The organism is Nesterenkonia ebinurensis (assembly GCF_008711175.1).
In the GTDB taxonomy this organism is placed as follows: domain Bacteria; phylum Actinomycetota; class Actinomycetes; order Actinomycetales; family Micrococcaceae; genus Nesterenkonia; species Nesterenkonia ebinurensis.
Window position 1 is genome coordinate 25,858 of sequence record NZ_VWNF01000003.1, and the last position, 24,906, is coordinate 50,763.

Sequence of the window (24,906 nt, forward strand, 5' to 3'; positions counted from 1 at the left end):
TGCGCGAAAGCTACTCGGCGATTCTTCGATCACCGCAGTACCTCCACTGTAGCACCTGTACGCGCTATTGGCAGACTCTTGGGTGAAAATGTGTCGTCGAAGCCGGTTTCCGCCGCAAAGCGCCCCATAAGCTCAGCGCAGGACGCCGCCCGGCTCGCCTCGGTCAGCACCAGCACCGCAGGGCCGGCACCGGAGATCACCGCAGCGTATCCTGCGCCACGCAGCTGGTCCACCAGCGCCATGGAGGCTGGGAAAGCCTGGCGTCGGTACTCCTGGTGCAGGTAGTCCTCGGTGGCATCGAGCAGCAGGGCGGGCTCAGTGGTGATGGCATGCACCAGCAGGGCGGCTCGGGAGCTGTTCTTGGCTGCCTGCTCATGGGGCACGCTGACCGGCAGCAGGTCCCGGGCAGCCTGGGTGGACTGAACAGAGTTCGGCACCGCCAGCACGCAGGTCACCTCCGGATGGGGCGTCAACGGCGCGGTTTTGAACAACGGTTCAGGAGTATCCGCCGCCTGCCAGGAGACGGCCACTGAGCCGCGCAGGGCTGGGACATAGTTATCCGGGTGGCCTTCGATCCGTGAGCCGATCTGCAGCTGCTCCTCAGCACTCAGCCCGCCGGGTACCAGCTGGTGCGCAGTGAGCACGGCAGTGGTGATCGCCGCTGCGGAGGAACCGAGCCCGCGAGAGTGCGGAATGGCGTTCTGCGCGTTAACCTGCAGGTCAGGCAGCCAGTAACCTTTGGCTGCGAGGATCCGCTCCACGGCGGTGATCACCAGATGTGAGGCATCGGTGGGCAGCTGATCCGCACCTTCACCGTCGACGACGACGTGCACAGCCGGCTTCTCCGGATCCCGCCGGGGTGCGGCGCTGACCTCAATCTCGTCACGCCATTCCAAGGCCAGACCCAGGGTGTCGTAGCCAGGGCCGAGGTTGGCGCTGGTGGCCGGTACGGACAGCCGGAAACGCACCGAGGCGGCGAGTGGTTCACGCAGCTGCTCGGCAGGGGCACCGGCAGCTGCGTCCGGGGCCAGTCCCTGGCCGAGCTTTCGGAGATGAGCGGGCATCTTTCGGCTCACAGTCCCAGGGTGCGGGCCACAGTCTCCACGTCCTGGGGCACCTGGGTGGGGGCTGCGGCGTCGTAGGCTCCTGAGCTCAGCTCAGGGTTATTGATGGCCCAGTCGGGGTCCTTCAGCCCGTGGCCGGTCACCGTGATCACCCAGCACTTGCCGGCCGGCACCTCACCGGCACTGTGCTTCTTGATCAGCCCGGCCACCCCGGAGGCGGAGGCAGGCTCCACGAAGACGCCCTCCTTGGCGGAGAGCCAGCGATGCGCAGCAAGGATCTGCTCATCAGTGACCGCCTCGATCACTCCGCCAGAGGCGTCCCGGGCGGCTTCAGCCTGCTCCCAGGAGGCCGGGTTGCCGATCCGGATGGCGGTGGCCACGGTCTCCGGCTCGGTGATCGGATGTCCGGCCACAATCGGGGCTGAGCCTGCAGCCTGGAATCCCCACATCACCGGCAGCGATGAGACGACGCCGTCTTCGTAGTACTCCTGGTAGCCCTTCCAGTAAGCGGTGATGTTGCCTGCGTTGCCCACTGGCAGCAGGTGGTAGTCCGGGGCTGTGCCCAGGGCGTCGACCACCTCGAAGGCTGCGGTCTTCTGCCCCTGGATACGGGCCGGGTTGACCGAGTTGACCAGGAAGACCGGATAGTTCTCGGCAAGTTTTCGGGCCACCTCCAGGCAGCCGTCAAAGTTGCCGTCAATCTGGATCAGCTCCGCCCCGTGGGCCACCGCCTGGGAAAGCTTCCCCATGGCGATCTTTCCGGCCGGCACCAGCACTGCACAGGTCAGCCCGGCCTGGGTGGCATAGGCCGCTGCAGAGGCTGAAGTATTGCCGGTGGAGGCGCAGACCACAGCCTTGGCGCCCTCGCTGACTGCGGTGGTGATGGCCATGGTCATCCCGCGGTCCTTGAAGGATCCGGTGGGGTTCATCCCCTCCACCTTCAGATGGACCTCGCCGTCCACCAGTTCAGACAGCGCCGGGGCGTGGACCAGCGGGGTGCCGCCCTCGCCCAGGGTGATGATCCTCTGGCCCTCCTCCACGGGGAGCCTGTCGAAGTATTCGCGGATGACTCCGCGCCACTGATGCGCCATCTTCTCTCCCCCTACTTCTCAACCTCGACGCGCAGCACCGAGTTCACGCTCTTGACCACTTCCAGTCCATGCAGCTGAAGAACGGTTTCGTGCAGGTCCTTCTCGCTGGCCAGGTGGGTGACGATCTGGACTTTGGCGCCGTTGTCGCTGTCCTCGACCTCACCCTCAACCGTGACCGAGCCCGGCTGGCGCATGGCTTCGATGGAAACGTGATGATCGGCCAGCACCCGGGCGACCTCGGCGATCACACCCTCCTTATCGGCCACGTCCATATCGATGTAGTACTGGGTGGTGGCCTTCTCGATGGGCAGGGCGGGCAGGTCTACCTCGCTGGAGATGGTGGGGGCCTCTGGGACGGGGGCGCGCAGTCGGCGGGCTACGGCCACCACATCGCCCATGATGGCGCTGGATGTGGGCTTACCCCCGGCGCCCTGTCCGTAGAACATCAGCTCACCGGCGTTCTCAGCCACGACGAACACGGCGTTGAAGGCACCGCGCACACTGGCCAGCGGGTGGGTGCGGGGCAGCAGGGTGGGGTGCACTCGCAGCACCACTCCGGGGTCCTGGCCCTTGCTGTGCTTCTCTGCGATGGCCAGCAGCTTGATCACGTATCCGGAGGCTGCGGCGGCCTCAATATCGTCCTGGGTGACCTCGGTGATGCCTTCGCAGTAGACATCATCAAAGCTGAAGGGGGCGTGGAAGGCCAGGGTGCCCAGGATGGCTGCCTTGGCTGCGGCGTCGTGCCCTGCCACATCGGCAGTGGGGTCGGATTCGGCGTAGCCGAGCTTCTGGGCCTCGGCAAGAGCGTGGTCGAAGGCAGCGCCGGTGCTGTCCATCTGGTCCAGAATGTAGTTGGTGGTGCCGTTGACGATGCCCATCACCTTGGTGATCCGGTCCCCGGAGAGCGACTCCTCGATCGGCCGCAGAATCGGGATGGCCCCACCCACTGAGGCCTCGTAGCGCAGCAGGGCGCCGGTCTGGGCAGCCACCGCGTTCAGCTCAGCGCCGCGGGAGGCCAGCAGTGCCTTATTGCCGGTCACCACGGCCGCGCCACGGTCCAGGGCTCGTTCGATCAGCGCACCGGCAGGCTCCAGACCACCGATCAGCTCGATGACCAGGTCCACACTGTCCACCAGGGACTCCGCATCGGTGGTCAACAGTTCGCCGGGGATCTTCCAGTCACGGGGGGCCTCGGGGTCACGCACGGCCACCCCGACCAGCCGCACTGGGGTTCCCACCCGTGCGGAGATCAGTTCCCGTTCCTCCACCAGGGTGCGGGCCACCTGGGCGCCCACATTGCCTGCGCCCAGCAGCCCGATGGTGATCGCATCGCTCGGTGCGGACGGAGACAGCTTCGGGAGCGGGGTCATGGTCACCTTCTTCAGTATGCGGCAGGTTCGGTTGTCCGGTGAGCGGGGCGGCGTCGTGGTCGGTCAGGGTGGGGCCACCTCAGGGATAGCCGGTGTCCCGGGCCAGCATCATCTCTTCGGTCTCCCGGCGGATGAGCACCTGGGCCTGTCCGTCCCTCACCGCGACCACGGCGGGCCGGGTGAGGTAGTTGTAGTTGCTGGACAGCGAGTGGCAGTACGCCCCGGTGGCCGGCACCGCGAGGATATCCCCCCGCGTGACAGCCGGTGGCAAGTATACGTTTCTGACCACGATGTCACCGGACTCACAGTGCTTTCCCACGATGCGAGACAGAATATGCTCCCCGGTCACCCGACGGTCGGCGAGGACCGCTGAGTAATCGGCGTCGTAGAGGACCGGCCGGGCATTGTCGGCCATCCCGCCGTCCACCGCGATATAGCGGCGGGTGATGCCATCCTGGACCACCACGTCTTTGGTGGTGCCGGCCGTGTAGAGGGTGACTCCGGCCGGTCCGGCGATGCTGCGGCCGGGTTCGATGCTGATCCGGGGGATGCTGATGCCCTGCTCGGTGCAGGCTTCCCGCACCGCTGCCGCCAGCGCCTGGGCGATATCCTCCGGCGGACGGGGGTGGTCGGCCTCGGTGTAGGCGATGCCGTGACCGCCGCCCAGATCCAGTTCGGGCAGGACGACGCCGCGGCTGGCTCCAATCCGCGCCAGGAACCCGATCAGTTTGCCGGCGGCCAGTTCGAATCCGGCGGGCTCGAAGATCTGCGAGCCGATGTGGCAGTGCAGGCCGATCAGCTCTACGCCGGGGGTGTCCAGGGCCTGCTCCACTGCAGTCCAGGCCGGGGAGCCGAGGTAGGGGTTGGCGGCTTCAGTCTGTGTGCCCGGCACTGGGGTGAGCGACAACCCGAATTTCTGATCCTCGTGGGCGGTGGCGATGTATTCGTGGGTGGATGCGTACACTCCGGGGGTCAGCCGCAGCATGACCTTGGCGGTGCGGCCCAACTGGCTGGCGATGGCCGAGATGCGGCTGATCTCATCCACGGAGTCGGCAATGATGCGACCGATCCCGAGTTCGACCGCGCGGGTGATCTCGGCATCGGACTTATTGTTGCCGTGCAGGCCGATCCGGGCGGGTTCGACGCCTGCGGCCAGGGTGATGGCCAGCTCGCCGCCGCTGGCGGTGTCGATGTTCAGCCCCTCCTCGGCAGCCCAGCGCGCGGCGTGGGTGGTCAGGAAGGCCTTGCCTGCGTAGAACACGTCGACCTCAGTGTCCGGAGCGAAAGCTGCGGTGAAGGCCTCGCGGAAGCCGCGGGCCCGGGCCCGGAAGTCGTTCTCGGAGACAACGTAGAGCGGGGTGCCGTAGCTGGCGGCCAGCTCGCTGACCGGGATGCCGCCCAGGGTGAGCTCGCCTTCAGTGGTGCGGGCGGTATCAGCCGGGAAGAGCTTGGCCTCTAAGTCATCGGTGCTCTCCCGTGCGGCCAGCCACTCCGGGGCAAGGGGGTGCGGGGCGGTTGTCATAGCCACCCCCTACATCTTCTCCGGGGCGGAGACCCCCAGCAGTGCCAGGCCGTTGCGCAGCACCTGGACTGCGGCGTCGTTGAGCCACAGCCGGGTGCGGTGCAGGTCAGTGACCGGTTCCACAGTGCCGTCCTCGTGGACGCTGGGCGCGATCCTGCACTTGGCGTACCAGGCGTGGTAGGCCGAGGCCAGATCCTCCAGATATCGGGCTACCCGGTGCGGTTCACGCAGCTCGGCGGCCCGGGCGATGGTGTTGGGGAACTTGGCGAGGTGGGCCAGCAGCTCCTCCTCCCGGACATGGGTGAGCAGGGCGGCGTCGAACCCTCCCCCCTCCGGACCCGTGCGGTCCACCCCTTGTGCGGCCGCGTTGCGAGCGGCATTGCAGGCCCGGGCGTGGGCGTACTGGACGTAGAAGACCGGGTTGTCGTTGGTCTTGGACTGCAGCAGATCCAGGTCGAGATCGATGGACTGGTCGGCCGAGTACCGGGCGAGCGAGTACCGGGCGGCGTCGACACCAATCGCGTCCACCAGGTCCTCCAAGGTCAACACCGTACCGGCCCGCTTGGACATCCGCACCGGCTTGCCATCCTGAACGAGGTTGACCATCTGGCCGATGAGCAGCTCGAGGTTCTCATGCGGGGTATCGCCGAAGGCCGCGCAGACAGCCATCATGCGCCCGATGTAGCCGTGGTGGTCGGCTCCGAGCATGATGTAGCACTGGTCGAAGCCTCGTTCGCGCTTGTCCAGGTAATAGGCAATATCCCCAGAGATATAGGCGCCGTCACCGTCGGATTTGATGATGACACGGTCCTTGTCGTCCCCGAACACCGTGGTGCGCAGCCAGACTGCGCCACCCTCTTCGTAGATATGCCCTGCTTCGCGCAGCCGTTCCACTGAACGCTCCACGGCCCCGGACTCGTGGAGGGTGTCCTCGTGGAAGTAGACGTCGAACTCGACCCCGAAATTCCGCAGGGAGTCCTTGATCTGGTCGAACATGAGGTTCACCCCGCGGGCCCGGAACACCTCGATCGCATCAGCCTCATGGAGCGTACTCGGGTCCGGCTGGCCCTCGGCCAGAGCAGCGGCGATCACCTGTTCGGCGATCTCGGTGATGTACTGCCCGCCGTAGCCGTCCTCTGGTGCCGGTTGGCCTTTGGCGCGGGACAGCAGCGACCTGGCGAACCGGTCGATCTGCGCGCCATGGTCGTTGAAGTAGTACTCCCGGGTGACCTCTGCCCCGGAAGCCGTGAGGATTCTGGCCAGACTGTCGCCGACAGCGGCCCACCGAGTGTGCCCAATGTGGATGGGGCCGGTGGGGTTGGCGGAGACGAACTCCAGGTTGATTCTGATCCCCGAGAAGGCACTGTTGTGCCCATAAGCGCCCCCGGCCTCGACGATGGTCCGGGCGAGCTGACCGGCGGCCGCGGCGTCGAGCGTGATGTTGATGAACCCGGGGCCAGCAATGTCGACGGATTGAACGCCCTGGTGCTCGGTGAGCCGGGCGGCGATGACCTCTGCCAGCTGGCGGGGGTTGGTTTGGGCCTGCTTGGCCAGCTGCAGGGCGATATTGGTGGCCCAGTCTCCGTGCTCGCGGCTCTTGGGCCGCTCCACTCGCACCTCATCAGGGATGGTGTCGAGGAGGACGTCGCCGGCGTCGACCGCCTCGGCGAGAGTGGTTTTCACAACGGAGGAGAGTTCTTCGGGAGTCACCCGGACAGTCTACCCACGGCACTGCACCGGAGAGCTCAGCACCTCATCCGGCCACGGCGGTGATCGAGTCCCGGAGGATGTCGATGCCTTGGACGAGTTCGGACTCGCTGATGGTCAGCGGCGGTGCGATGCGGAAGACTCCGCCCATCCCCGGAATCTGAACGATATTGATATGGAGCCCGCGCTGCAGGCTCTGGCGGGTGATGGAAGCGACAAGATCGTCCACAGTTCCCTGCTCGGGTGCTCCCAGCTCCAGCCCCTGCAGCAGGCCGCGGCCGCGCACATCGACCACCACCTCCATCGTGTCCTGCAGGTCGCGCAGACCCTGGCCGAGCTGATTGCCGAGCTTGGCCGCCTGCTCCACGAGTCCCTCACGTTCGACCACGTCGAGCACGGTGGAGCCCACGCTGGCGGCCAGCGGATCGTTGAGATGGGTGGTGTAGAAGAGGAAGCCGCGTTCGGCGATGCGTTCCTCGATCTCGGCGGAGGTGACGACCGCGGCGACGGGGAGTCCCGCCCCGAGGGTTTTGGAGAGGGTGATGATGTCCGGCACCACGCCGTCGCGCTCGAAGGCGTACATGGTGCCGGTGCGCCCCACTCCGGTCTGGGCCTCATCGAGGATCAGTAGCCCGCCGCGGACTTCGCAGTGCTCCTTGAGCCTGGCGAGGTAGCCCTCGGGCAGTTCGATGATGCCTCCGGAGGAGAGGATCGGTTCGACCAGCACGGCTGCGAGCGCCCCGGTGGACTGCTTGTCGATCAGCGAGAATCCGTAGTCGAGCTCGGTGGCCCAGTCGTGGCTGCCGTCGGTGTTCCGGAAGGGTGAGACGCCGGGGTGCGGGGTGGGCAGTGCGTAGCTTCCCGGCATCCATGGCCCGTAGCCCCGGCGGCCTGCGGACATGGTGGCTGAGGCCGCCCCGTAGGTCATGCCGTGCCAGGAGCGGTCGAAGGTGATGACCTCATAGCCGCCGGTGTACATCTTGGCCATTTTGAGCGCGGCCTCATTGGATTCCGCTCCGGTGGTCAGCAGCAGGGTCTTGGTCAGCGGATCGGGCATGGTGGAGGCGAGCTTTTCGGCGAAGTCCACCACGGGCCGGCTCAGCATTCCGGAGAACAGGTGATCCAGTGTCTTCACCGATGAACTGACCGCATCGACGATGGCAGGGTGCCCGTGTCCGAGCACGGCGCTCATCTGGCCTGAGGTGAAGTCCAGGATGGCTTTGCCGGTCTGGTCGTAGACATAGGATCCTTCAGCCCGTTCGATGACTGCCGGGCTGAACGGTCCTCCGTAGCCCACCACATGCCGGGAGGCTCGTGTCCAGAAGTCTTCGACGTTCTGCGCTGACATGAAGAGCTCCTGCCTCGGGGATATGCGGTGCTGATACGCCACTATCCTCTCCGAACCGTGTAAGCGCCACAAGCAAGCAGCTTCGCCGTGGCGAAACTGGTCGGTGCGCCCAGCCCGCTCTCGATACAGCTGAGCTATTCGACCTATCCGATGTCTGACACAGGTAGTACATTAATAGTATGAAGACTTTCACCAAGCGGGAGCTCAATCAGAAAACCGCTGAGGTCTTGAATGCCCTGGAGCTGGGCGAGGACTTGATCATCATCACTGAGCGTGGTGAGGAGAAGTATGAGATCCGGCGCCGGGAACCCTCCCTTGATCCGCTGGAGCGGCTTCGCCGGTCTGGGATGCTCATCCCGCCGTCGGATAACCCTCCGCCCATGCCACCCATCGACTACGACCGACCACGCAACCCTGAACGCGTCGATCGCCTCATCGACGAGATGAAGGGCGACCACTGAGGCAATGTGGTTTATCGACTCATCAGCCGCTCTGCACACAGTTGTTCCGGACGGAGACATCCGCGCAGAAGAATGGTTTCAACACGCGATTGGGAACAAAGAAACACTACTTGCGTCCACGCTTCTGAGACTGGAGTTCACCCGCATTCTTCGACGAGACCGGCAGCCTCTGGACAAAGGCGACTGGCTGCTGGAGGGCACTGCCTTCATCCGCCTCGATGGCCGAGTCCTGCGCTATGCCGCGAGCATCGAACCGCATATCCGTTCGCTGGACGCCATACATCTGGCAACAGCGGTGCTCTCGGAGACGAATCCAACAGTGGTCACCCACGACAGCACCATGAAAGCAGTCGCCGAGCATCTCGGCCTGAGGACTTACGACCCGATGCAGGCGTAGTGTCAGCAACGATTAACACGGGGTGGAGATGAACCGACAGCACAGTGACGGATCGGCAGGGGATGCCGACTACGGCCGGATCGGGACCGGCTACCGGAACTACCGGCAGCCTGAGCCAGCTTTCGAGACCGCCATCGCACAGGCGTTGGGTGAAGCGGAGACCGTGCTCAACGTCGGTGCCGGCGCCGGGTCCTATGAGCCCCGGGACCGGGCGGTCACTCCTGTTGAGCCCTCGGCCTCCATGCGGGGGCAGCGCCCGGCGGAGCTAGTTGAGGCCGTGGATGCCACCGCCGAGGACCTTCCGTTCCCCGATGATCACTTCGACGCGGCGATGATCACGTTCTCCGTTCATCAATGGGGTGACCTGGAGAAAGGGCTACACCAGATGCGACGGGTCACCAAGGGGCCTGTGATCGTGATGACCTGTGATCCTCAGCTGCTGGATCGATTCTGGCTGACCGATTATGCGCCAAAAGTGATTGAGACCGAGGCACGCCGCTATCCGGCGATCGACAGGATCGCCGCCGCGCTCGGCGGAAACGTCGAGGTCACGCTCCTGCCGATCCCGCTGAAGTGCGCCGACGGCTTCAATGAGGCCTACTACGGCCGGCCAGAGATACTTCTGGACCCAGGGGCCCGCCGCGCCAACTCAGCCTGGAGCTTCCTGAGCGAGGCAGAGGTCACCAAGGCAGAAGATATCCTGCGCCGTGACCTGGACTCCGGCCGCTGGGACCAGAAGTACGGGCATCTGCGCACCGCAGAGCAGTTCGAGGGTTCGCTGGTGCTCATCGCCGCCCGGCCATAGGCCGAACATCCCCGGTTCGCGTCAGACAGCCGCCTGGGTATCCAGCCGCTCACGCTCGATGCGGTCCAGGCCCCACTCCCCCAGCGCCCCGAGCGCGGCGTTGAGGCTGCGGCCGTGCTCGGTCAGCGAATACTCCACCCGGGGCGGAACCTCCGCGTAGACCTCGCGGTGCACCAGCCCGTCCTGCTCCATCTCCCGCAGGTGCTGGGTGAGCATCTTCTCGCTGACCCCAGGAAGCCCGCGGCGCAGCTGGGCGAACCGCCGCACCCCGTGAGCCTCCAACTCCCAGAGGATGAGTCCTTTCCACTTTCCGCTGACCACATCCATGGCCGCGTCGATACCGCAGATATACGGCCCACGGCGCAGATTCTTCGACAGCGCTACCGGCACAGGCCCTCCTTCTTACATGACTTACCAATTGGGAAGTACCCCAGTAAATAGTGGGTACTTCCCAAAGTCTAGGTGCCAACAGAGCATAGAGCCATGACAACTTTCTCTCTCACCCTGCTCGGCCTCGGCGCGATGGGGCAGGCCCTCGCCAGCACTGCACTCGAGGCCGGACACCCACTCACCATCTGGAACCGCACATCAGGCAAAACCGACGGACTCACCACCCAAGGTGCCACCGCGGCCGGATCAGTCCGCGAGGCGGTGACCGCCTCCGAAGTCATCGTCGTCTGCCTCTACGACCACGCCTCAGTCCACGCGGTACTGGACACCGAAGCTGAGACCCTGCGCGGACGCACACTGATCAACCTGACCACCACCACACCGGAGGAAGCACGCGAACTCGCTGCCTGGTCAGAACGACACGGGATCACCTACCTGGACGGTGCCATCATGGCCACCCCGTCAATGATCGGCTCCCCCGACTCCGTCATCCTCTACAGCGGCTCCCAGAAGGCATTCAACATCCACCGGGAGCTTCTGGGCGCCTGGGCCACCAGCACCTACGACGGCGACGACGCCGGTCTCGCCTCGCTCTGGGATCTGGCCATGCTCTCCGGGATGTATTCGATGTTCGCAGGCTTCCTCCACGGTGTGGCCATGCTGCAATCGGCCGCCATCCCGGCAAGGAGCTATGCTCAGCGCGCCGCTCCGTTCCTGGCTGCTATGACCGAATTGCTGGGGCACTCCACCGAACATCTGGACACCCGTGACTACAGCCAACCGCTGCAGAGTCTGGAATGGACGACGACGCTGCTGGACACGATTGAACGGGCCAGCCGTGAACAGGGCATCACCGCCGCACCGGTGGAGACGGTCCAGCGGCTCATCCGGCAACAGATCGACGCCGGGCACGGCGCGGAGGACTTCGACCGGATCATCGAATCCATGCGCGCAGCGGCACAGATACAGTGAATGTCAACATCATAAGCTCACCGGCACTACATCGAGAACGGCATATCACTATGGATCATGAGGAGTACGACGAAAAATACACCGAGCAGTTTGTTCTGCTCGCTTACCTCAACCGTGTCCGAGGCTCCGTGATCCGCACTGTGGAAGGGGTGAGCGAAGAGGATCTACGGCGGCCGCAGGTTCCTTCCGACACGAGTCTTCTTGGGATCGTCCAACATCTCACAGGCGTGGAGCGCCATTGGTTCCAGCGCGTGTTTCTCGGCGAGGAGATCGAGGCTGATAAGTCAATGATCGTGCCGGACGATATCGCGGCTGCCGATGTGGTAGAGGCCTACCAACGAGCGTGCCAACGCAGTGACGAGATTGTTCACGCCGCGGCCGACCTCTCTGTCCGAGCGGCCATACCGAACCCCGGTGAGGACGCGCGAGACTCTCTTCGGGTGATTCTCGCCCATATGGTTGAGGAGACGGCACGGCATGCTGGCCACGCGGACATTCTTCGCGAGCAGACTGATGGGACAACTGGACTCTGACCAGCTGCTCCTCCAACGCCTCACAGGAAGATGCCGCTCGCACCGGAGACGACTGACGAAACTACATTGAGGGCATGGAACAGCGCATCTCACGGAAATCGGCGGGGGCCCTGGCCGCCTGCGCCCAGCGCATCATCGGGATTGGAGTAGGGGCAGGACTTCAGGGAGAGGCAGCCGCAGCCGATGCAGTCGGAAAACCGGTCGCGCAGCCCGGTCAGGTACTCGATCCGCTCAGTCAGCTCGTCATGCCATTGGCGCGAGATGCGAGCCCAGTCCTTCTTGGTGGGCAGACCCTTACGCGGCAGCTGGTCCAGGGCTTCCTTGACTCGGTCCAAGGAGACCCCCACCCGCTGAGCTGACCTGATGAACGCCAGTACGCGCAGGGTGTCCCGGCGGTACTCTCGCCGGTTGCCGGAAGTACGGCGGCTGCTGATCAGCCCCAGGCTCTCGTAGTAATGGAGCGTGGAGACAGCCACCCCTGCTCGCTCGGCCACCTCTCCGGGTTTGAGCCAGTTCCGCCCTTCGGGGATCTGCGGCATACCTGCTCCTCTTGACGTCAAGTCCACTTGATGTAGTCAACTCTATATGAAGTTCCCTTGATGAAATTAGGAAAGGATCCTGACCATGCCCCTCCCCACAATGCGCGCCGCCGTCGCTGAGTCCTTCGGAGGGCCAGATGTTCTGCAGGTGCGCAAGATCGCCGTGCCGGAGATCGCCACAGACGAGGTGCTGGTGCAGGTGGCTTATGCCGGCCTCCAGCCGGCCGATGCCGCGACTCGCGCCGGCTGGGTGCCGCCAGGTGCGGCGGCAGTATCTCCTCTCATTCCGGGCAATGAGTTCTCCGGCACCATTGCGGCCATCGGGAAGAATGTATCGGGTTTCGAGCTCGGCGATCCGGTCCTCGGCTTCCGGGTCTTCGGCTGCTCAGCGGAGTACGTGGCCGTGCCGGCCTCCCAGGTGATCCGCAAACCGGCCGCGCTGCCGTGGGATGTGGCCGGGGCGCTGTCTGCCTCCGGACAGACGGCGCATACCGCACTGGAGGCGCTCAGCGTCACAGCAGGCGAGACCGTAATCGTCCACGGCGCGGCCGGAGGCGTCGGGACGATTTTCGTCCAGCTGGCCCTCCGGGCAGGCACAACGGTGATCGGCACAGCAGGCGCTGAGAACCAGGACTATCTGCACTCGCTGGGTGCCGTGGCAGTGGAGTACGGAACCGGTCAGCTCAGCCGTCTTCGCGCTGCCATCAGCGAGCATTCCGGCTCGGGCAGGGCCGATGCCGTCCTCGACGCCGCCGGTCACGGGAGCCTGCGCACCGCCGTCGAGCTGGTAGCTGATCGGTCACGTATCGGAAGTATCGCGGAGCCGCCTCTCGCCGATGAGCTGGGAGGCCTCTTCATTCGCAGTCAGCGCTCCGCAGAACGTCTCTATGAGCTGGCAGAACTGACGGCCAAGGGGTATCTCACCGTGCCGATCCGCCATCGTTACCGTCTGGAGGAGATCGTCGAGGCACACCGTGCGATCGAGGCCGGTCACGGCAGGGGCAAGATGGTGCTCGAGGTTCATCAGCCTCAGGACATGACCGGGCACGGTGCCCACACGGAGGATCTCGAGTACATCGGCATCGAGCTGTGAGCCTGGAGGAAGAGTCTTCCGCAGCGCGGCTGTGAACCTCCGCCTCCTGGGTCTTCATCCTCAGCACGCTGCTGCTGATGACGTTCATCGCCTTTGAGCTTCGCCGTCACCACCGTGCTGCCTGTGGTGGCATCAGACCTCGGAGGCACCCATTGGTACCCTCTGGCTGTTGCCGCCACGGTGTCGACAGGCTCTCGGCCAAGCCGCCCCCAGCTTCGGCACCCTGTACATCATCATTCTTGGGACGGGTCTTCTGGGTGCGGCAGTAGCCCTGGGCAGGAGATCTTCTGGTGACGCCAGTCGGCCCGCGGGCTAAGCTCAGTACCACCTGGCGCCCTTGGCACGAAAGGCACACTATGGCTCATTTCATCCTGATACCCGGACTGTGGCTCGACGCCTCCAGCTGGAGCAGAGTGGCCCCTCGCCTGGAGGCTGCCAGGCACACCACTGCTGCGCTGAGCCTTCCCGGGGACCGCGAAGCGACGCTGCAGGACTGGGTCGAAACCGTCGTCCGCGCCGTAGACGCCTCTGCTGAGGCGCCCGTGATAGTCGGACATTCGGCCGGTTGCGGCGTGGCCTATGCAGCGCTCGACGCCCGTCCGGATGCCGTGAAGCATCTGGTGCTCATCGGCGGATTCCCCCTGCCCAACGGCATGCCCCTGCTCGACGAGGACTTCCCAGAGTCGAAAGGGCTCATTCCGCTACCTGACTTCTCGGCTTTCACCGCTGAGGACCTGGCGGGGCTCGATGATGCTGCGCTGGGTCAGTTCCGCGCATCCGCTGTGCCGGTACCGGCCAAGGTCCTCGACGACGTCCTGCAGCTGGAGAACGCAGCTCGCCGCAGCGTTGCCATCACGGCGATCTGCACCGAGTACTCGGCGGCAGACCTGCAAGGTTGGACCGCGGCCGGCTTCGCACCCACCACAGAGTTCCCCCTGTTGGAGAAGCTGAACTACATCGACCTGCCCACCGGGCACTGGCCCCAGTTCAGTCGTCCGGAGGATTTGACAGAGGTACTGCTCAACACCGCAGCGGGCTGAGCAAGGGCAAACGCTCGCCCTTGACCGAATCCTCATCATGCCCTAATGTAAAACCAAATGGTTGTATATCAAACACAGGACATGGACCTCAGCGATGACGAGGTGGACCGGATCTTCCGGGCCCTCGCCGACACCACACGCCGTGACATCGTCCGCCGCACACTCACCGACGAGGCCTCCATCTCCGATCTGGCACACCGCTACGAGATGTCGTTCGCGGCAGTGCAGAAGCACATCACGGTCCTGGAAGGAGCCGGACTCGTGACTAAGCACCGCAACGGCCGCGAGCGCCGCATCCGCGGCAATCCCGAGGCCATCCGAAAAGCACAGACCCTCCTGAACGCCTACGAACGGATCTGGCAGGGCCGTATCGACCGGCTCGATGCTCTGCTTGCCCAAAACTGACCCACACCGTAAACCAGACTGATAGGAAGAGATGCGCACCCTCATCATCACCGCCTTCGTCTCCCTCGACGGCGTCATGGAGGCACCCGGCGGGGAGCAGGGATACCGCAACGCGGGCTGGACGTTCAAGGACGTTCCCTTCGACGAGTCCGCTTACGAGATCAAGGAACGCGAGCAACAGGAGGCTGCGGCGCTGCTGATCGGCCGTTGCAGCTACGAGGCGTTCTCTCCGGTCTGGCCGACGATGACCACGGAGTTCGCCCGCTTCAACGCCCTGCCGAAGTACGTCGTCTCCACCACACTCAAGGAAGAGGACCTTGTCGGGGACTGGGGTGAGATCACCATCCTGCGCTCGGCGGAGGAGGTGGCTCGGCTCAGGAAGACCAACGGCGGTCCGATCAGCGTGCACGGCAGTGCCACGCTCGGGCATGCTCTTGCCGATGCCGGACTGGTGGACCGCTATCACCTGCTGGTCTTCCCGCTGCTGCTCGGCGCCGGCAAACGGCTGTTCAGCACGGCCGACAAGGACGCCGAAAAACTGGATCTGGTCGAGCACGAGGTCTACAGCAACGGAGTGCAGAAGATGATCTACAACGTTGTGCGGAAAGAAGACTCATGAGCACCGTCGTCGCCGATATCTCGATGTCCCTGGACGGCTATGTCACCGGACCCGAGCCTGATCTTGAGCACGGATTAGGCTTGGGAGGTGAGGCCATTCAGCAGTGGGTATTCAACTCACAAAACTCTCCAGAGGATCGCCGTTTCCTCGAATCCGCCGGAGAGGGAACCGGTGCTGTGGTCATGGGCCGAAGAACTTTCGACTTCATCGACGGTCCGAACGGCTGGAACGACGACGTCGGCTACGCCTACGACCACAAACCGCCCTCTCGGCCACCGATTTTCGTCGTCACTCATGAGGCACCGGAAACGCCTCGACTGGCAGGATTCACTTTTATGACAGCTGGACTGGCCGCGGCAGTCAACGCTGCCCAGAAAGTCGCCGGGCAGAGCGAAACCGTCATCATGGGAGGAGCCGAGGTCATAGACCAGGCTCTGTCCGAAGGTCTGGTCGACACGCTGCGGATCCACCTCTCCCCTGTCATCTTGGGCGGCGGAACCCGCCTGTTCGACCTGCTCGACGAACGCATCCTGCTCACCCAAGGCGATGTCACCGTCACCCCACATGCCACCCATCTGACCTACCAGCTGAAGGAGACCTGATGTCTCGACTACTCACCATCAGCCTGCCGATTGCTGACCGCCAGCGTTCCTACGCCTTCTATCAGGACACGCTTGGCCTCGAGCCGTTCGGCGAACCTGCTGAGGACGGCGTACCCGAGCCGCTGCAGTTCCGACTGGATCAACGCACCTCGCTGATGCTCGTTCCCACCGGCGGCTTCGGCTGGGTGCTAGGAAGCCGGGACGTCGCACCGCCGGGAGTCAGCGAGGTCCTGCTGAGCCTAAACGTCGCCTCGGCCGAGGCGGTCAGCGCCGTCGTCACCCGGATGCACGACGCCGGCGGTGAAGTCCTCGCTGAACCCGCTCAGCAGGACTGGGGTTTCACTGCTGTGGCCACCGATCCGGACGGCCACGCCTGGCAGATCATCGCCGAGGTCGGGTAGGCCATCAGATTCGGCGATCGCAGCGAGGGCGGCTTCTGCGTAATCATCGCAGACCCGAGGGCAATGAGTTCTGCGTGGTCCGGTCCCCGGCTGAGATGCAGGGGTGAGGCTCACTGAGCTTTGGATGAGTTCCTCTGTTCAGCGAGACCCCTGAGCACCAGGAGCTGTTTGCGCATCATGATCAGGTCTCCCCAGGCCAACGCATAGCGACGCTGGCGGTTGAGCAGCCTGCCGATGGGTGGCATCCACATGATCGCGCTCAGCCGCGAACTCTCCTCAGCAACGCGATCAATCCGGTATTGCAGGCGGATGGCCCCGAACGCACGCTGCGGCCAGCCAGGGTTCATCTCCACGATGATCGATTCATCAGGGACGAAATCGGTCAAGGTGAAGATCGTCATGAACTGCTGGCCTACCTCCAGCGCACGCAGACCCGCGTCTGGCTCACGAGGGCTCCGGCGGCCGAGATTGTCGATCCAGTCATAGCTGTACGGTGCGCGCCTGAGCTGACACAGCCAGAGGAACAACGTTTCCGGGCGGGCAGAAGTCGTCACTGATCGTGTTGCCACCCGAGATTCCGACCCTGGGCACTCGCTGACATCCGGTACGGCAACTCCCCATGCCCAAGGAAGTCTGCGGGAACGGCGAGGGTTCATGACTCCAACCCTAAGCGGTGCTTTCCAGAAGCAGACCAGGATGACGTTCTACATGTCAGGACACAGCAGGTGACAAATATTCTGAGGCTGGCGAACAGCATCAAACTCCAGTCCATCGCTGACTCTTTCCGCAGTTCCTAGGCGCCCAAGAGACAGTTTCCGGATCCGGTCAGGAAGAAGCTTCCTGCCTGTACATCAGCACTGTCGCGATACCGTCGACCAGGAAAAGACCGCACATCGTCAACGCTCCTTGGGCGTTGCCTTGACGGCGGTACTCATTCACGATGACCAGGTGCAGTGCTTCCCTGCCTACCAGCACAGGCCATCGCCTGCGCGGCCAGACACGACCTGAGGTCAGGATCATCGTGCCCAACACAACATCCACCAAACCGATGGCGCGACTCCGTCGCGGCTCACCGGGCAGCCCCAGCAACTTTGCGCAACGAATCGGATCCAGGCTCAGCCCGGCACCGATACCTACTGTGGTAGCCCCGATGACATCAGCCAGAGCGTCGACCGTTCCACGCCGTCTCATAGGACCACGCTACAGGAGATCAGGCTGCCGGAGCTGCGAAACGAGCTCTAGGACATCATCATCAGTCGGTGGGCCAGAGCGGCTGCGGCGTCGCGGAGCTCCGGAGGCTCGAGGATCTCGGTCTCAAGGTCCAGCATCGCAATGTGCAATGCCAGCCAGTCGAGGTCATCGGCTCCAGCAGTGAGAATGCACCAGCCTTCAGTGTCCTCTTCGATCCGAGCCATCCGTGGCGGCACCCTGCGGCGTACCTCCTCAGCCGGAGCGTGCAGCCGCACCCGGGCCAGGTGGCTGTAGGGCGAGGCGGTCACCGACTCCTGGACATACTCCACCGGATCGGGGTGCTCCCGGGCGCGGAAGCGCCAGGTGGTGGCCACCACGCTCCTCATCCGATCCAGGCGGAAAGTCCGCCAGTCCTCCCGGTCCACGTCGTATGCCATCAGGTACCAATGCCAGCCAGCGGCGACCATCCGCACCGGCTCGACCCGCCGTTCCTGCTCCTGGGCCCCGTACCGGGTGTACAGGAAGCGAACACGGACCCGGTCGCGGCAGGCACGGGAGAGCACAGTGAGAATCTCGACATCGATCTCCTGGGTCCCGTCAAGGGTCTCTGTGGCCTCATAGACTGCGCGCACCCCGCCGCGCAGCCTGGGCGGCATCACCTGATCGAGCTTGGCCAGTGCACGTAAGGCGGCGTCCCCGATCCCGGAGATCGTCCCGCCTGCGGCCATCCGTAATGAGACTGCCGTGGCGGTGGCCTCCTCATCATCCAGCAGCAGGGGCGGAAGCTCCTTGCCTGCGCCCAGGCGGTACCCGCCGCCCACGCCCGGCACCGCATCCACCGGATACCCCAGACTGCGCAGCCGCTCGATATCGCGGCGCACCGAACGATCGGTGACACCCAGCTCAGCTGACAATTCGACAGCCGTCCACATGGCGCGCCGCTGCAGCAGCGCCAGCAGACGGAGTACGCGTTCTGTGGTTCCTTCTGAGGGCATACAGAGATTCTCGCACTCATCACGGACATAAACTGTCCGCTATTGCTGGGAACCTGTAGTCATGAGCAGCACATCTCAGGCCGCAACCAAGACGAGGGCCCCTGCCCCGCCCCATCATCTACACCACTTTGTTCCCCACCCCCGTCTTCGGCTTGAGGAGAATGCCATGTCTCCATCACCACCCTCAGGCCAGTACCGTTCAGCGCCACGCATCGCACTGGCCCTATCCGAAGCCCTGTCCGCATGGGCGGAGGCCTCTGCACAGAGAAAGAGTTCTTCTCCCTCATGGCGCAATGAAACTCTGCGGGGCAGGGCCCAGCTGCGCAAGGCTGAAGGTAGGCGAGAGGCCGCAATCACCGAACGGCTGCTGATGCCCAGGCAGTTCTGAGCCTCAGCTGAACAATCACGGAAGACAACTGTCCGCTATCACTGAAAGTATGATCCTATGACGAACGAAACCTGGAACGAAGTTCTGCGAGACCAGATCGACTGGCACTGGAGGCATCAGCTGCGGCCGCGGCTGGAGGGACTCACCGACCAGGAGTATTTCTGGGAGCCGGCCCCGGGCTCCTGGAACGTGCGCCCTCATGGCATTAGCAACGCACCCATTCAGGCAGGTTCGGGAAGCATGATCATCGAATTCGCCGCTCCCCCGCCGGAACCGGAGCCCTTCACCACCATCGCCTGGCGGTTGGGGCATGTCATCGTCGGAGTCCTGGCGATGCGCAACGCCTCACATTTCGGACGTGCGGCCACCGACTACCGATCCTTCAACTATGCCGCCACCGCCTCCGAGGCTCTGGACCAGCTCGACGCCGAATACGCGACGTGGCTGACCGGCGTGGAGTCACTCGGCGAAGAAGGGCTGCACCGGCCCTGTGGAGAGGAACACTTCGAGGAGGACTCCATGGCCCGGCTGGTGCTCCATATCCACCGCGAACTGATCCATCATCTCTCTGAGGTCTGCCTGCTGCGTGACCTCTACCTGCACACCCACGGCACGTTCAACCAGGAGGAGGCACAGAAATGAGCCGCATGGTCCAGATCACGTTCGACGCCCATGACCCACAGGCACTTTCGACTTTCTGGGCTGAGGTGCTCGGCTATGTTCATCCGGCCCCACCCGGGGTGAAGCTGCAGCCAGGTGAAGACATCTGGTCAGCCTGGGACGAGTTCCTCGAAACATCCGGCGTGCCGGAGGAACAGCGCAACAGCGCCTCCGCCCTGGTAGATCCCGAAGGCAAAGGCCCGCGGCTCTTCTTCCAGAAGGTCCCGGAAGGCAAGACAGCTAAGAACCGCGTCCACCTGGATGTGCGCACCGCCTCGGACCTGCACCACGAGGAACGGATGGCAGCACTGGAAAAAGAGTGCGACCGTCTGGTGTCCCTGGGCGCCACCCGTCTTGAGCGGCATGAGCCTCAGCCTCCGATGAGCACCGGGTTCATCATCATGGCCGACCCGGAAGACAATGAGTTCTGCCTGGATTAGAGGAGATAATCGGAACCATGAGCACACCAGATATCCGCCCTGTGGGAGATCTTCCTGATTCGATGGGAAAGACAGCTCCCCGCGAGCTGAAGTACGCAGGCATCGATTCCCTGCAGAAGGCCAGCGAGCACACCGAGAAAGAACTGCTGGCGATCCACGGCGTCGGCCCTAAGGCCATCCGGCTCATGAAAGCGGCGATGGCGGAGAAGGGCCTCAGCTTCCGCGAAAGCTGAAGCCCCCGGCAGCTTGCCGACCGAAGCGGGCAAGCAGATGCCAGCCCGCACAGTGACAGGCAGGTTCACCGACGGTCGGGGTTCACCCAGTGGAGACCTTTGAACCGGGCGAAGTCGCTGTCGAACGAGCAGATGCCGGTTCCGTGCTCGATGGCCAGCGCTGCGAGGTGGGCGTCTGTGACGAGGTTCCCGTGAAGGTTGCCATCAGGAACTGACCGAGAACGTCCCGGCGGCGGGGACCGGGTGCCGACAGCCATGCCTGGTGCGGCATCGAGCCAGTCGTTGATATGGCTCCAGGCAGCGCCACGCCCATCCCGATGGTGCACATGCCGCCGACAACATCGCCCGCCGCCAAGTAGCCATCAGTGCTTGACAATAATATTTTTCAATGTCAGGATGCTGCGCATGTTGGATGTGAGCGTGATTGACGATCCTGCCACGGCGTTGGTGGCCATCGACCCGGTGCGCAGCCGACTATTGTCGGAGATTCGCGAGCCGACCTCCGCTGCGACACTGGCTCAGCGCGTGGGCATGTCGCGCCAAAAAGTGAACTACCATCTGCGCGCCCTGGAGTCTCACGGCCTGGTAGAGGTAGTGGAGACCAAAAAGTGGGGCGGCCTCACTGAACGGCAACTGGTGACCACAGCAACCTCGTTCGTCGTTTCGCCCGGAGTTCTTGGCTCGGTCGCGGCCGACCCCGAGCGGGAGCTGGACCGACTCTCGGCCAGTTACCTCATCGCGCTGGCCGCTCGGGCGGTGCGCGAGGTCGGCGATCTGTTCCGCCGTGCAGGTGAAGCAGGAAAACACCTGGCGACGTTGTCGGTGGATACAGTCGTGCGCTTTCGCTCCGCCAAGGATCGCGCCGCATTCAGCCGGGAGCTCACCGAGGAGATCAACCGTCTGGTGGCGAAGTACCACGATGACTCCGCCCCCGGCGGGCGCTCACATCGGCTGATGCTGATGGCCCACCCACTCCCTGCACCGGGAGCCGAGAGAGCGCACCCAGAAACGAACTAGTACATAAAACAAGAAGAGTGAAGGGGAGCAGGGTAACCATGCCGGTCGAAAAGAACGAGAACAATCAGCGACGCGTCCAAGCCGAGGTCGAAGTACCAGGCACACCGGAGGAGGTGTGGCAGGCGATCGCAACCGGTGAGGGCATCTCCTCATGGTTTGTCCCCACCCGCAGCGATGAACGTGCAGGCGGTGAGGTGGTGAACAGTTTCGGACCCGGCATGGACTCGGTCGCGCATATCACCCACTGGGATCCGCCGACGAGGTATACAGCGGAGACTGCCCAGGAAGAACCTGTGGCAGAAGCTCCCGAAGGCCCGGGGACCATTGCCACTGAATGGATCGTCGAGGCCCGGGATGAGTCGACCTGCGTGGTGCGGGTGGTGCATCGCTGGTTTGCCGACTCCGACGACTGGGACGGAGAGTTCGAAGGCCACGCCTACGGATGGGCAGCCTCATACTTCCGCATGCTGCGCCTCTACCTCGAGCATTTCGCGGGGCAGACATGCTCGGCCTTTGATCTTGCTGCCTTCAGCAAGACCAGCCCGCCGCAGACATGGGCCACACTGGTGGAGGCATTCACTATTGATGAGTTCTCACGCAGGGTTGAATCGGTCCCTGGTGTCCCGGAACTCTCCGGTGTGCAGCAGAGCAAGGAGATCACCGACCCCACACTGCTCCGGGTGAGAGAAACCTCCCCCCTGGTCAAAGCCACCCTTGAAGGCATGGACGGGACGGTACCGGAACTGCTACTGCGCCTGGAGCGGCCAGCGCCGGGCTTCGCCCACCTGTTCATCATGCCGATGGGCGAGCAGACGATGGTCTCTTTCCGAGTATTCCTCTTCGGAGAAAAGGGCGCTTCGATCGCCTCGGATCTCGAAAGCGCCTGGAACGACTGGCTGACAGCACAGTTTCCGCAGGAGCAACCACACTGATCCCCAGGGCTGGTCCCGGTCAAGAGCATCGGTATCCCCCACCATCGCGTCGATCACCAGCCCACCCTGATACGGCCAGTCAGGATGGAACGGCAAAGTCAGGCTCATACCTATAGTCGAGGAGATTCTGGCCCCCTGCGGCTCTAGGCCGATTCCCGCGGCCAGACCACACGGCCGGAGCGGATGGTCGCCAGGACGTCCGCCAGCTGAGCAGGATTGTTCAGCTGCCTATGGTCGATCACCACCAGGTCCGCCGGCTCCCCCGCATCGAGTCGCCCTGAGCCGACGCTCAGGGCTTCCGCCGGCGCGGTGGTGAGCATGGTGAGCACATCGGCAACGCTCAGCCCGCAGGCATCCAAAGCCTCCAGCTCCCCACGAGTCCGGCGGTCGGTGAGATACCCCACGTCAGTGCCGAACAGAAGACGTCCTCCTGCTTCCAGGAAGACTCCCAAGGCGTGGTAGACAGGCTCCAGATAGCTGGGATCGCGGGTCACCGTCTGTGCGAACATCTCCAGAGTCGGCACCATCCACATACCTCGCCGGGCCGCCTCCTGCAGCAGCGGCTCGGTTCCCTCCGGAGCGTCGGGAACATGGGCGATGACGTCCACCCCCGCCTCTACTGCGATCCTCAGGCCCTCTCGATCCGAGGTGTGCGCGAAGACCAGCCGACCCTGTCGATGCGCCTCCTCCGCGGCGACGCGGGCGATCTCCAGAGGCATCGGCTTGATCCGATCAGGCTGCACATACGAGCCGGTGAACAGTTTGGCGACCTCCGCACCGCGGCGCTGGGAACGGCCCATCGCCCGACGGGCAGCGCCCCGGCTGCTGGACTGCGGCAGCAGCGGCCGGATGTACCACGGCAGATCAGCGCGTACGTAGAAAGGCAGCCCGCGCGGCGGATACAGTCCCATCCCCGCGGTGAGCAGTCGCGGACCGACCAGTTCCCCGGAACTCACGCGGTGCTTCACCGCAACATGGTCACGTGGGTGGGAACCCAGGTCGACCGCACCGGTGAATCCTCGGACCAGGAACATATCGTCGAGCTCCTGCTGTAGACGACCGGCGGGCACCGTGGCTGCCCGCGCCCAGACACGCTCGGTCAGATGGACATGGCAGTTCCAGAAACCGGGGACGACGACGCGGCCTCCGGCGTCGTACTCCTCACCCCCCGCAGGTGCCGATCCCCGCTCGATCTGGGTGATCACTCCGGAGCGAATCCGGATCGTCACTCCGGGAAGCTGATCCGCATCGGGTGCCGGAATGAGGGTGGCATCGGTGATGTCCAGATCTCCAAGTTCGCTCATGGGCTCTCCCACCAATGCAGCACGCGCAGAGCCTTCAGTGTGATCCAGCGTGAAGGTTGCCCGGCTCCTGGGTCCATCTGGAACCAGGAGCGCCCGCGATAGGTCTTGTCCAGGTGCCAGGTCCCCTCAGGCTGCTGGCGGGAGCGCACATACTCCACCGCATCGGCGAGTCTGGGATCAGGCAGCGTCCCCGCGAAGAGACTGGCCTCACGGAAATAGTCGAGGACACGCAGCAGGTCATAGCGCCAGCGGGATGGGTATCTGAAGTCGAGATACTCCTGGTCCACCAGTTCGCCTGTGCTGCGCCGGTGCATAAGCCCGCGGGTGAGCAGGTACTCCTCCCCCGCCGCCCGGGCCCCCCGCGAGTCTGCGGTGCCGCCGGTGGACCGTTCGAACTCAAGCAGGCCTTCGAGCACATTGATCGTGGAGTCGAAGGATGAGCGCACCGAACCGTTCTCCCGTTCGCAGTTCCAACCTCCGTCTTCCATACGCTGACTCACCAGCCTCTCAACGATAGGGGCGACGTCGACGCCGAAGTACGCCCCTTGGGCCACCGTACGGCCATTGATGCACTCCTCCACCTCGCCCTCCCAGTAGGGCTGGCCGTCGTGGTCCCAGCGGGAGTTCTCCCCGACCAGGGTCACCGTGCGGCGAGCACTCGGTGACCCTGGGTCCAGTCCCAGCTCCCGCAGTTCGGTGAGTGCCCAGCTGGTGGCGGTCCAGGGCTGTCCCTCGGAACGCATCTGCTCCCAGGCGAAGTCACTGGGCAGGTAAGCCCCGCCGGCCCATTGGCCGTCCTGATCCTGGAGGCTCAGCAGCCGAGCACCCCAGCCCTGGTCCTCCACCTTCGATCGTTCAGCCCGCAATGCTGCTTGCGGGGAGCCCAGCAGGTCGCGCATCGTCTGCCAGCGGATAGCCGGGTCCCCTGCCATCAGCCAGTCGATAGCTGTGCTCGTCGTATTCATAGAAGCTCCTCAGGTGTCCACTGCGGCCATTGGGCGTGACCGATAAGTACACTGCGCTCATAGGAGGCAACGTGCCGATGAGGAGTTCGGGGATTGCTGTTGTCGTAGAAATCTGTCCAGTGCGCAATGCGCCGAGCTTCAACGACCAGTCGCCACAGTCTGGGGTATCTCTCCCTGATCTTGGGCTCAGGCACGTTATGCCCACCGCGTCGAACTCGTTCTGAAACACGCTGTACCTTAAGGTCAACCGGCACCATGATCACATGGAGGTGCACCAAGAAACCCGCTTCGACAGACCTTTCCACCAAGTCCACCTTGCTGGGATGGCTGAACATTGTCTCCGTGATAAAGGAGCGCCTGCGCTCCTGGTGCCGATCACGCTCTTGCAATGCCCCCTGAGAAGCGTCATACGCATGCTACGC

At 64.1% G+C, this 24,906-nt stretch carries 32 protein-coding genes; 17 read left to right on the forward strand and 15 right to left on the reverse strand.

Annotated elements, in window-relative coordinates:
* Window positions 1-29: 29 nt before the first annotated feature.
* The 6 genes from thrB to F0311_RS01390 form a co-directional block, all read right to left on the reverse strand.
* Window positions 30-1,076 carry a homoserine kinase gene (thrB, locus tag F0311_RS01365; protein ID WP_150460173.1) on the reverse strand — a complete coding sequence of 349 codons (1,047 nt, stop codon included), beginning with the start codon at window positions 1,074-1,076 and terminating at the stop codon, window positions 30-32.
* A complete protein-coding gene (thrC, locus tag F0311_RS01370; RefSeq protein ID WP_150460174.1) occupies window positions 1,073-2,155 on the reverse strand; it encodes a threonine synthase in 1,083 nt (360 codons plus the stop codon). Before thrC ends, thrB begins: the two co-directional genes overlap by 4 nt.
* A gap of 11 nt (window positions 2,156-2,166) precedes the next feature.
* On the reverse strand, window positions 2,167-3,525 hold the full coding sequence (locus F0311_RS01375) for a homoserine dehydrogenase (protein WP_150460175.1): 1,359 nt from the start codon (window positions 3,523-3,525) through the stop codon (window positions 2,167-2,169).
* A gap of 79 nt (window positions 3,526-3,604) precedes the next feature.
* Entirely contained in the window at window positions 3,605-5,047 is a 1,443-nt protein-coding gene (gene lysA / locus F0311_RS01380; RefSeq protein ID WP_150460176.1) for a diaminopimelate decarboxylase, read from the reverse strand.
* Window positions 5,048-5,056: 9 nt separating this feature from the next.
* A complete protein-coding gene (argS, locus tag F0311_RS01385; RefSeq protein WP_150460177.1) occupies window positions 5,057-6,757 on the reverse strand; it encodes an arginine--tRNA ligase in 1,701 nt (566 codons plus the stop codon).
* A 43-nt stretch (window positions 6,758-6,800) separates the two neighbouring features.
* On the reverse strand, window positions 6,801-8,102 hold the full coding sequence (locus F0311_RS01390; protein WP_150460178.1) for an aspartate aminotransferase family protein: 1,302 nt from the start codon (window positions 8,100-8,102) through the stop codon (window positions 6,801-6,803).
* A 179-nt stretch (window positions 8,103-8,281) separates the two neighbouring features.
* Between F0311_RS01390 and F0311_RS01395 the strand changes: the two genes are divergently transcribed.
* Genes F0311_RS01395 through F0311_RS01405 form a run of 3 tightly spaced genes read left to right on the forward strand, consistent with a single transcriptional unit; the run spans window position 8,282 to window position 9,765 of the window.
* Window positions 8,282-8,563, forward strand: a complete 282-nt coding sequence (locus F0311_RS01395) for a type II toxin-antitoxin system Phd/YefM family antitoxin (RefSeq protein ID WP_150460179.1) — start codon at window positions 8,282-8,284, stop codon at window positions 8,561-8,563.
* A gap of 4 nt (window positions 8,564-8,567) precedes the next feature.
* Complete coding sequence (locus F0311_RS01400) at window positions 8,568-8,960, forward strand: type II toxin-antitoxin system VapC family toxin (protein ID WP_150460180.1); 393 nt, start codon at window positions 8,568-8,570, stop codon at window positions 8,958-8,960.
* 28 nt (window positions 8,961-8,988) lie between these two features.
* The gene (locus F0311_RS01405; RefSeq protein ID WP_150460181.1) at window positions 8,989-9,765 is read left to right on the forward strand and encodes a class I SAM-dependent methyltransferase; all 777 of its coding nucleotides are present in this window, start codon (window positions 8,989-8,991) and stop codon (window positions 9,763-9,765) included.
* 21 nt (window positions 9,766-9,786) lie between these two features.
* On the opposite strand, the gene F0311_RS01410 is transcribed toward F0311_RS01405, so the two are convergent.
* On the reverse strand, window positions 9,787-10,155 hold the full coding sequence (locus F0311_RS01410; RefSeq protein WP_223881059.1) for a winged helix-turn-helix transcriptional regulator: 369 nt from the start codon (window positions 10,153-10,155) through the stop codon (window positions 9,787-9,789).
* Window positions 10,156-10,248: 93 nt separating this feature from the next.
* Between F0311_RS01410 and F0311_RS01415 the strand changes: the two genes are divergently transcribed.
* Window positions 10,249-11,127 (forward strand): NAD(P)-dependent oxidoreductase, encoded by an 879-nt coding sequence (locus F0311_RS01415; protein ID WP_150460182.1) that lies wholly within the window; start codon window positions 10,249-10,251, stop codon window positions 11,125-11,127.
* Window positions 11,128-11,177: 50 nt separating this feature from the next.
* Window positions 11,178-11,660 carry a DinB family protein gene (locus F0311_RS01420; protein WP_150460183.1) on the forward strand — a complete coding sequence of 161 codons (483 nt, stop codon included), beginning with the start codon at window positions 11,178-11,180 and terminating at the stop codon, window positions 11,658-11,660.
* An 89-nt stretch (window positions 11,661-11,749) separates the two neighbouring features.
* Here F0311_RS01420 and soxR read toward each other — a convergent pair whose 3' ends face one another.
* A complete protein-coding gene (soxR, locus tag F0311_RS01425) occupies window positions 11,750-12,199 on the reverse strand; it encodes a redox-sensitive transcriptional activator SoxR (protein WP_150460184.1) in 450 nt (149 codons plus the stop codon).
* Window positions 12,200-12,284: 85 nt separating this feature from the next.
* Here soxR and F0311_RS01430 point away from each other — a divergent pair, with 85 nt between their 5' ends.
* The 6 genes from F0311_RS01430 to F0311_RS01455 all read left to right on the forward strand — a co-directional run bounded on the left by F0311_RS01430 (window position 12,285) and on the right by F0311_RS01455 (window position 16,359).
* Entirely contained in the window at window positions 12,285-13,292 is a 1,008-nt protein-coding gene (locus F0311_RS01430) for an NADP-dependent oxidoreductase (protein ID WP_223881060.1), read from the forward strand.
* A 356-nt stretch (window positions 13,293-13,648) separates the two neighbouring features.
* The gene (locus F0311_RS01435; protein ID WP_150460185.1) at window positions 13,649-14,332 is read left to right on the forward strand and encodes an alpha/beta fold hydrolase; all 684 of its coding nucleotides are present in this window, start codon (window positions 13,649-13,651) and stop codon (window positions 14,330-14,332) included.
* 57 nt (window positions 14,333-14,389) lie between these two features.
* The gene (locus tag F0311_RS01440) at window positions 14,390-14,737 is read left to right on the forward strand and encodes an ArsR/SmtB family transcription factor (protein ID WP_150460186.1); all 348 of its coding nucleotides are present in this window, start codon (window positions 14,390-14,392) and stop codon (window positions 14,735-14,737) included.
* A gap of 31 nt (window positions 14,738-14,768) precedes the next feature.
* Window positions 14,769-15,356: a dihydrofolate reductase family protein gene (locus tag F0311_RS01445; protein WP_150460187.1), complete on the forward strand. Its 588-nt coding sequence runs from the start codon at window positions 14,769-14,771 to the stop codon at window positions 15,354-15,356.
* Window positions 15,353-15,958: a dihydrofolate reductase family protein gene (locus F0311_RS01450; protein WP_150460188.1), complete on the forward strand. Its 606-nt coding sequence runs from the start codon at window positions 15,353-15,355 to the stop codon at window positions 15,956-15,958. The genes F0311_RS01445 and F0311_RS01450 overlap by 4 nt, the downstream gene beginning before the upstream one ends.
* Window positions 15,958-16,359 (forward strand): VOC family protein, encoded by a 402-nt coding sequence (locus tag F0311_RS01455; RefSeq protein WP_150460189.1) that lies wholly within the window; start codon window positions 15,958-15,960, stop codon window positions 16,357-16,359. Before F0311_RS01450 ends, F0311_RS01455 begins: the two co-directional genes overlap by 1 nt.
* Before the next feature lie 110 nt (window positions 16,360-16,469).
* On the opposite strand, the gene F0311_RS01460 is transcribed toward F0311_RS01455, so the two are convergent.
* The 3 genes from F0311_RS01460 to F0311_RS01470 form a co-directional block, all read right to left on the reverse strand.
* Window positions 16,470-16,928, reverse strand: a complete 459-nt coding sequence (locus F0311_RS01460; RefSeq protein ID WP_191089677.1) for a hypothetical protein — start codon at window positions 16,926-16,928, stop codon at window positions 16,470-16,472.
* A gap of 256 nt (window positions 16,929-17,184) precedes the next feature.
* Window positions 17,185-17,550, reverse strand: coding sequence for a hypothetical protein (locus F0311_RS01465; RefSeq protein ID WP_150460190.1), 366 nt, complete (start codon window positions 17,548-17,550; stop codon window positions 17,185-17,187).
* A 47-nt stretch (window positions 17,551-17,597) separates the two neighbouring features.
* Window positions 17,598-18,545 (reverse strand): helix-turn-helix transcriptional regulator, encoded by a 948-nt coding sequence (locus F0311_RS01470; RefSeq protein ID WP_150460191.1) that lies wholly within the window; start codon window positions 18,543-18,545, stop codon window positions 17,598-17,600.
* Between the two features lie 166 nt (window positions 18,546-18,711).
* Between F0311_RS01470 and F0311_RS01475 the strand changes: the two genes are divergently transcribed.
* The 4 genes from F0311_RS01475 to F0311_RS01490 are packed head-to-tail and all read left to right on the forward strand — an operon-like array spanning window position 18,712 to window position 20,266.
* On the forward strand, window positions 18,712-18,933 hold the full coding sequence (locus tag F0311_RS01475; protein WP_150460192.1) for a hypothetical protein: 222 nt from the start codon (window positions 18,712-18,714) through the stop codon (window positions 18,931-18,933).
* A 57-nt stretch (window positions 18,934-18,990) separates the two neighbouring features.
* The gene (locus F0311_RS01480) at window positions 18,991-19,575 is read left to right on the forward strand and encodes a DinB family protein (RefSeq protein WP_150460193.1); all 585 of its coding nucleotides are present in this window, start codon (window positions 18,991-18,993) and stop codon (window positions 19,573-19,575) included.
* Window positions 19,572-20,033 (forward strand): VOC family protein, encoded by a 462-nt coding sequence (locus F0311_RS01485; RefSeq protein ID WP_150460194.1) that lies wholly within the window; start codon window positions 19,572-19,574, stop codon window positions 20,031-20,033. The genes F0311_RS01480 and F0311_RS01485 overlap by 4 nt, the downstream gene beginning before the upstream one ends.
* A 17-nt stretch (window positions 20,034-20,050) precedes the next feature.
* Window positions 20,051-20,266: a helix-hairpin-helix domain-containing protein gene (locus F0311_RS01490; RefSeq protein ID WP_150460195.1), complete on the forward strand. Its 216-nt coding sequence runs from the start codon at window positions 20,051-20,053 to the stop codon at window positions 20,264-20,266.
* Between the two features lie 65 nt (window positions 20,267-20,331).
* On the opposite strand, the gene F0311_RS18290 is transcribed toward F0311_RS01490, so the two are convergent.
* Window positions 20,332-20,592 carry a PIN domain-containing protein gene (locus F0311_RS18290; protein WP_223881061.1) on the reverse strand — a complete coding sequence of 87 codons (261 nt, stop codon included), beginning with the start codon at window positions 20,590-20,592 and terminating at the stop codon, window positions 20,332-20,334.
* Between the two features lie 79 nt (window positions 20,593-20,671).
* Between F0311_RS18290 and F0311_RS01500 the strand changes: the two genes are divergently transcribed.
* Together F0311_RS01500 and F0311_RS01505 are read left to right on the forward strand one after the other, a co-directional pair.
* Window positions 20,672-21,283 carry a winged helix-turn-helix domain-containing protein gene (locus tag F0311_RS01500; RefSeq protein ID WP_150460196.1) on the forward strand — a complete coding sequence of 204 codons (612 nt, stop codon included), beginning with the start codon at window positions 20,672-20,674 and terminating at the stop codon, window positions 21,281-21,283.
* Window positions 21,284-21,321: 38 nt separating this feature from the next.
* Entirely contained in the window at window positions 21,322-22,215 is an 894-nt protein-coding gene (locus F0311_RS01505; RefSeq protein ID WP_150460197.1) for an SRPBCC family protein, read from the forward strand.
* A 143-nt stretch (window positions 22,216-22,358) separates the two neighbouring features.
* On the opposite strand, the gene F0311_RS01510 is transcribed toward F0311_RS01505, so the two are convergent.
* The 3 genes from F0311_RS01510 to F0311_RS01520 are packed head-to-tail and all read right to left on the reverse strand — an operon-like array spanning window position 22,359 to window position 24,873.
* Window positions 22,359-23,519, reverse strand: a complete 1,161-nt coding sequence (locus F0311_RS01510) for an amidohydrolase family protein (protein ID WP_150460198.1) — start codon at window positions 23,517-23,519, stop codon at window positions 22,359-22,361.
* Complete coding sequence (locus tag F0311_RS01515) at window positions 23,516-24,484, reverse strand: prenyltransferase/squalene oxidase repeat-containing protein (protein WP_150460199.1); 969 nt, start codon at window positions 24,482-24,484, stop codon at window positions 23,516-23,518. The genes F0311_RS01510 and F0311_RS01515 overlap by 4 nt, the downstream gene beginning before the upstream one ends.
* On the reverse strand, window positions 24,481-24,873 hold the full coding sequence (locus F0311_RS01520; RefSeq protein WP_223881062.1) for a zeta toxin family protein: 393 nt from the start codon (window positions 24,871-24,873) through the stop codon (window positions 24,481-24,483). The genes F0311_RS01515 and F0311_RS01520 overlap by 4 nt, the downstream gene beginning before the upstream one ends.
* Between the last annotated feature and the right edge of the window lie 33 nt (window positions 24,874-24,906).

Coding starts and splice junctions, on each gene's coding strand:
- thrC (WP_150460174.1), bottom strand. CDS start 2,155: ATGGCGCATCAGTGGCGCGGAGTCATCCGCGAATACTTCGACAGGCTC.
- F0311_RS01375 (WP_150460175.1), bottom strand. CDS start 3,525: ATGACCCCGCTCCCGAAGCTGTCTCCGTCCGCACCGAGCGATGCGATC.
- lysA (WP_150460176.1), bottom strand. CDS start 5,047: ATGACAACCGCCCCGCACCCCCTTGCCCCGGAGTGGCTGGCCGCACGG.
- F0311_RS01390 (WP_150460178.1), bottom strand. CDS start 8,102: ATGTCAGCGCAGAACGTCGAAGACTTCTGGACACGAGCCTCCCGGCAT.
- F0311_RS01395 (WP_150460179.1), top strand. CDS start 8,282: ATGAAGACTTTCACCAAGCGGGAGCTCAATCAGAAAACCGCTGAGGTC.
- F0311_RS01400 (WP_150460180.1), top strand. CDS start 8,568: ATGTGGTTTATCGACTCATCAGCCGCTCTGCACACAGTTGTTCCGGAC.
- F0311_RS01405 (WP_150460181.1), top strand. CDS start 8,989: ATGAACCGACAGCACAGTGACGGATCGGCAGGGGATGCCGACTACGGC.
- F0311_RS01415 (WP_150460182.1), top strand. CDS start 10,249: ATGACAACTTTCTCTCTCACCCTGCTCGGCCTCGGCGCGATGGGGCAG.
- F0311_RS01420 (WP_150460183.1), top strand. CDS start 11,178: ATGGATCATGAGGAGTACGACGAAAAATACACCGAGCAGTTTGTTCTG.
- soxR (WP_150460184.1), bottom strand. CDS start 12,199: ATGCCGCAGATCCCCGAAGGGCGGAACTGGCTCAAACCCGGAGAGGTG.
- F0311_RS01430 (WP_223881060.1), top strand. CDS start 12,285: ATGCCCCTCCCCACAATGCGCGCCGCCGTCGCTGAGTCCTTCGGAGGG.
- F0311_RS01435 (WP_150460185.1), top strand. CDS start 13,649: ATGGCTCATTTCATCCTGATACCCGGACTGTGGCTCGACGCCTCCAGC.
- F0311_RS01440 (WP_150460186.1), top strand. CDS start 14,390: ATGGTTGTATATCAAACACAGGACATGGACCTCAGCGATGACGAGGTG.
- F0311_RS01445 (WP_150460187.1), top strand. CDS start 14,769: ATGCGCACCCTCATCATCACCGCCTTCGTCTCCCTCGACGGCGTCATG.
- F0311_RS01450 (WP_150460188.1), top strand. CDS start 15,353: ATGAGCACCGTCGTCGCCGATATCTCGATGTCCCTGGACGGCTATGTC.
- F0311_RS01455 (WP_150460189.1), top strand. CDS start 15,958: ATGTCTCGACTACTCACCATCAGCCTGCCGATTGCTGACCGCCAGCGT.
- F0311_RS01465 (WP_150460190.1), bottom strand. CDS start 17,550: ATGAGACGGCGTGGAACGGTCGACGCTCTGGCTGATGTCATCGGGGCT.
- F0311_RS01470 (WP_150460191.1), bottom strand. CDS start 18,545: ATGCCCTCAGAAGGAACCACAGAACGCGTACTCCGTCTGCTGGCGCTG.
- F0311_RS01475 (WP_150460192.1), top strand. CDS start 18,712: ATGTCTCCATCACCACCCTCAGGCCAGTACCGTTCAGCGCCACGCATC.
- F0311_RS01480 (WP_150460193.1), top strand. CDS start 18,991: ATGACGAACGAAACCTGGAACGAAGTTCTGCGAGACCAGATCGACTGG.
- F0311_RS01485 (WP_150460194.1), top strand. CDS start 19,572: ATGAGCCGCATGGTCCAGATCACGTTCGACGCCCATGACCCACAGGCA.
- F0311_RS01490 (WP_150460195.1), top strand. CDS start 20,051: ATGAGCACACCAGATATCCGCCCTGTGGGAGATCTTCCTGATTCGATG.
- F0311_RS01500 (WP_150460196.1), top strand. CDS start 20,672: ATGTTGGATGTGAGCGTGATTGACGATCCTGCCACGGCGTTGGTGGCC.
- F0311_RS01505 (WP_150460197.1), top strand. CDS start 21,322: ATGCCGGTCGAAAAGAACGAGAACAATCAGCGACGCGTCCAAGCCGAG.
- F0311_RS01510 (WP_150460198.1), bottom strand. CDS start 23,519: ATGAGCGAACTTGGAGATCTGGACATCACCGATGCCACCCTCATTCCG.
- F0311_RS01515 (WP_150460199.1), bottom strand. CDS start 24,484: ATGAATACGACGAGCACAGCTATCGACTGGCTGATGGCAGGGGACCCG.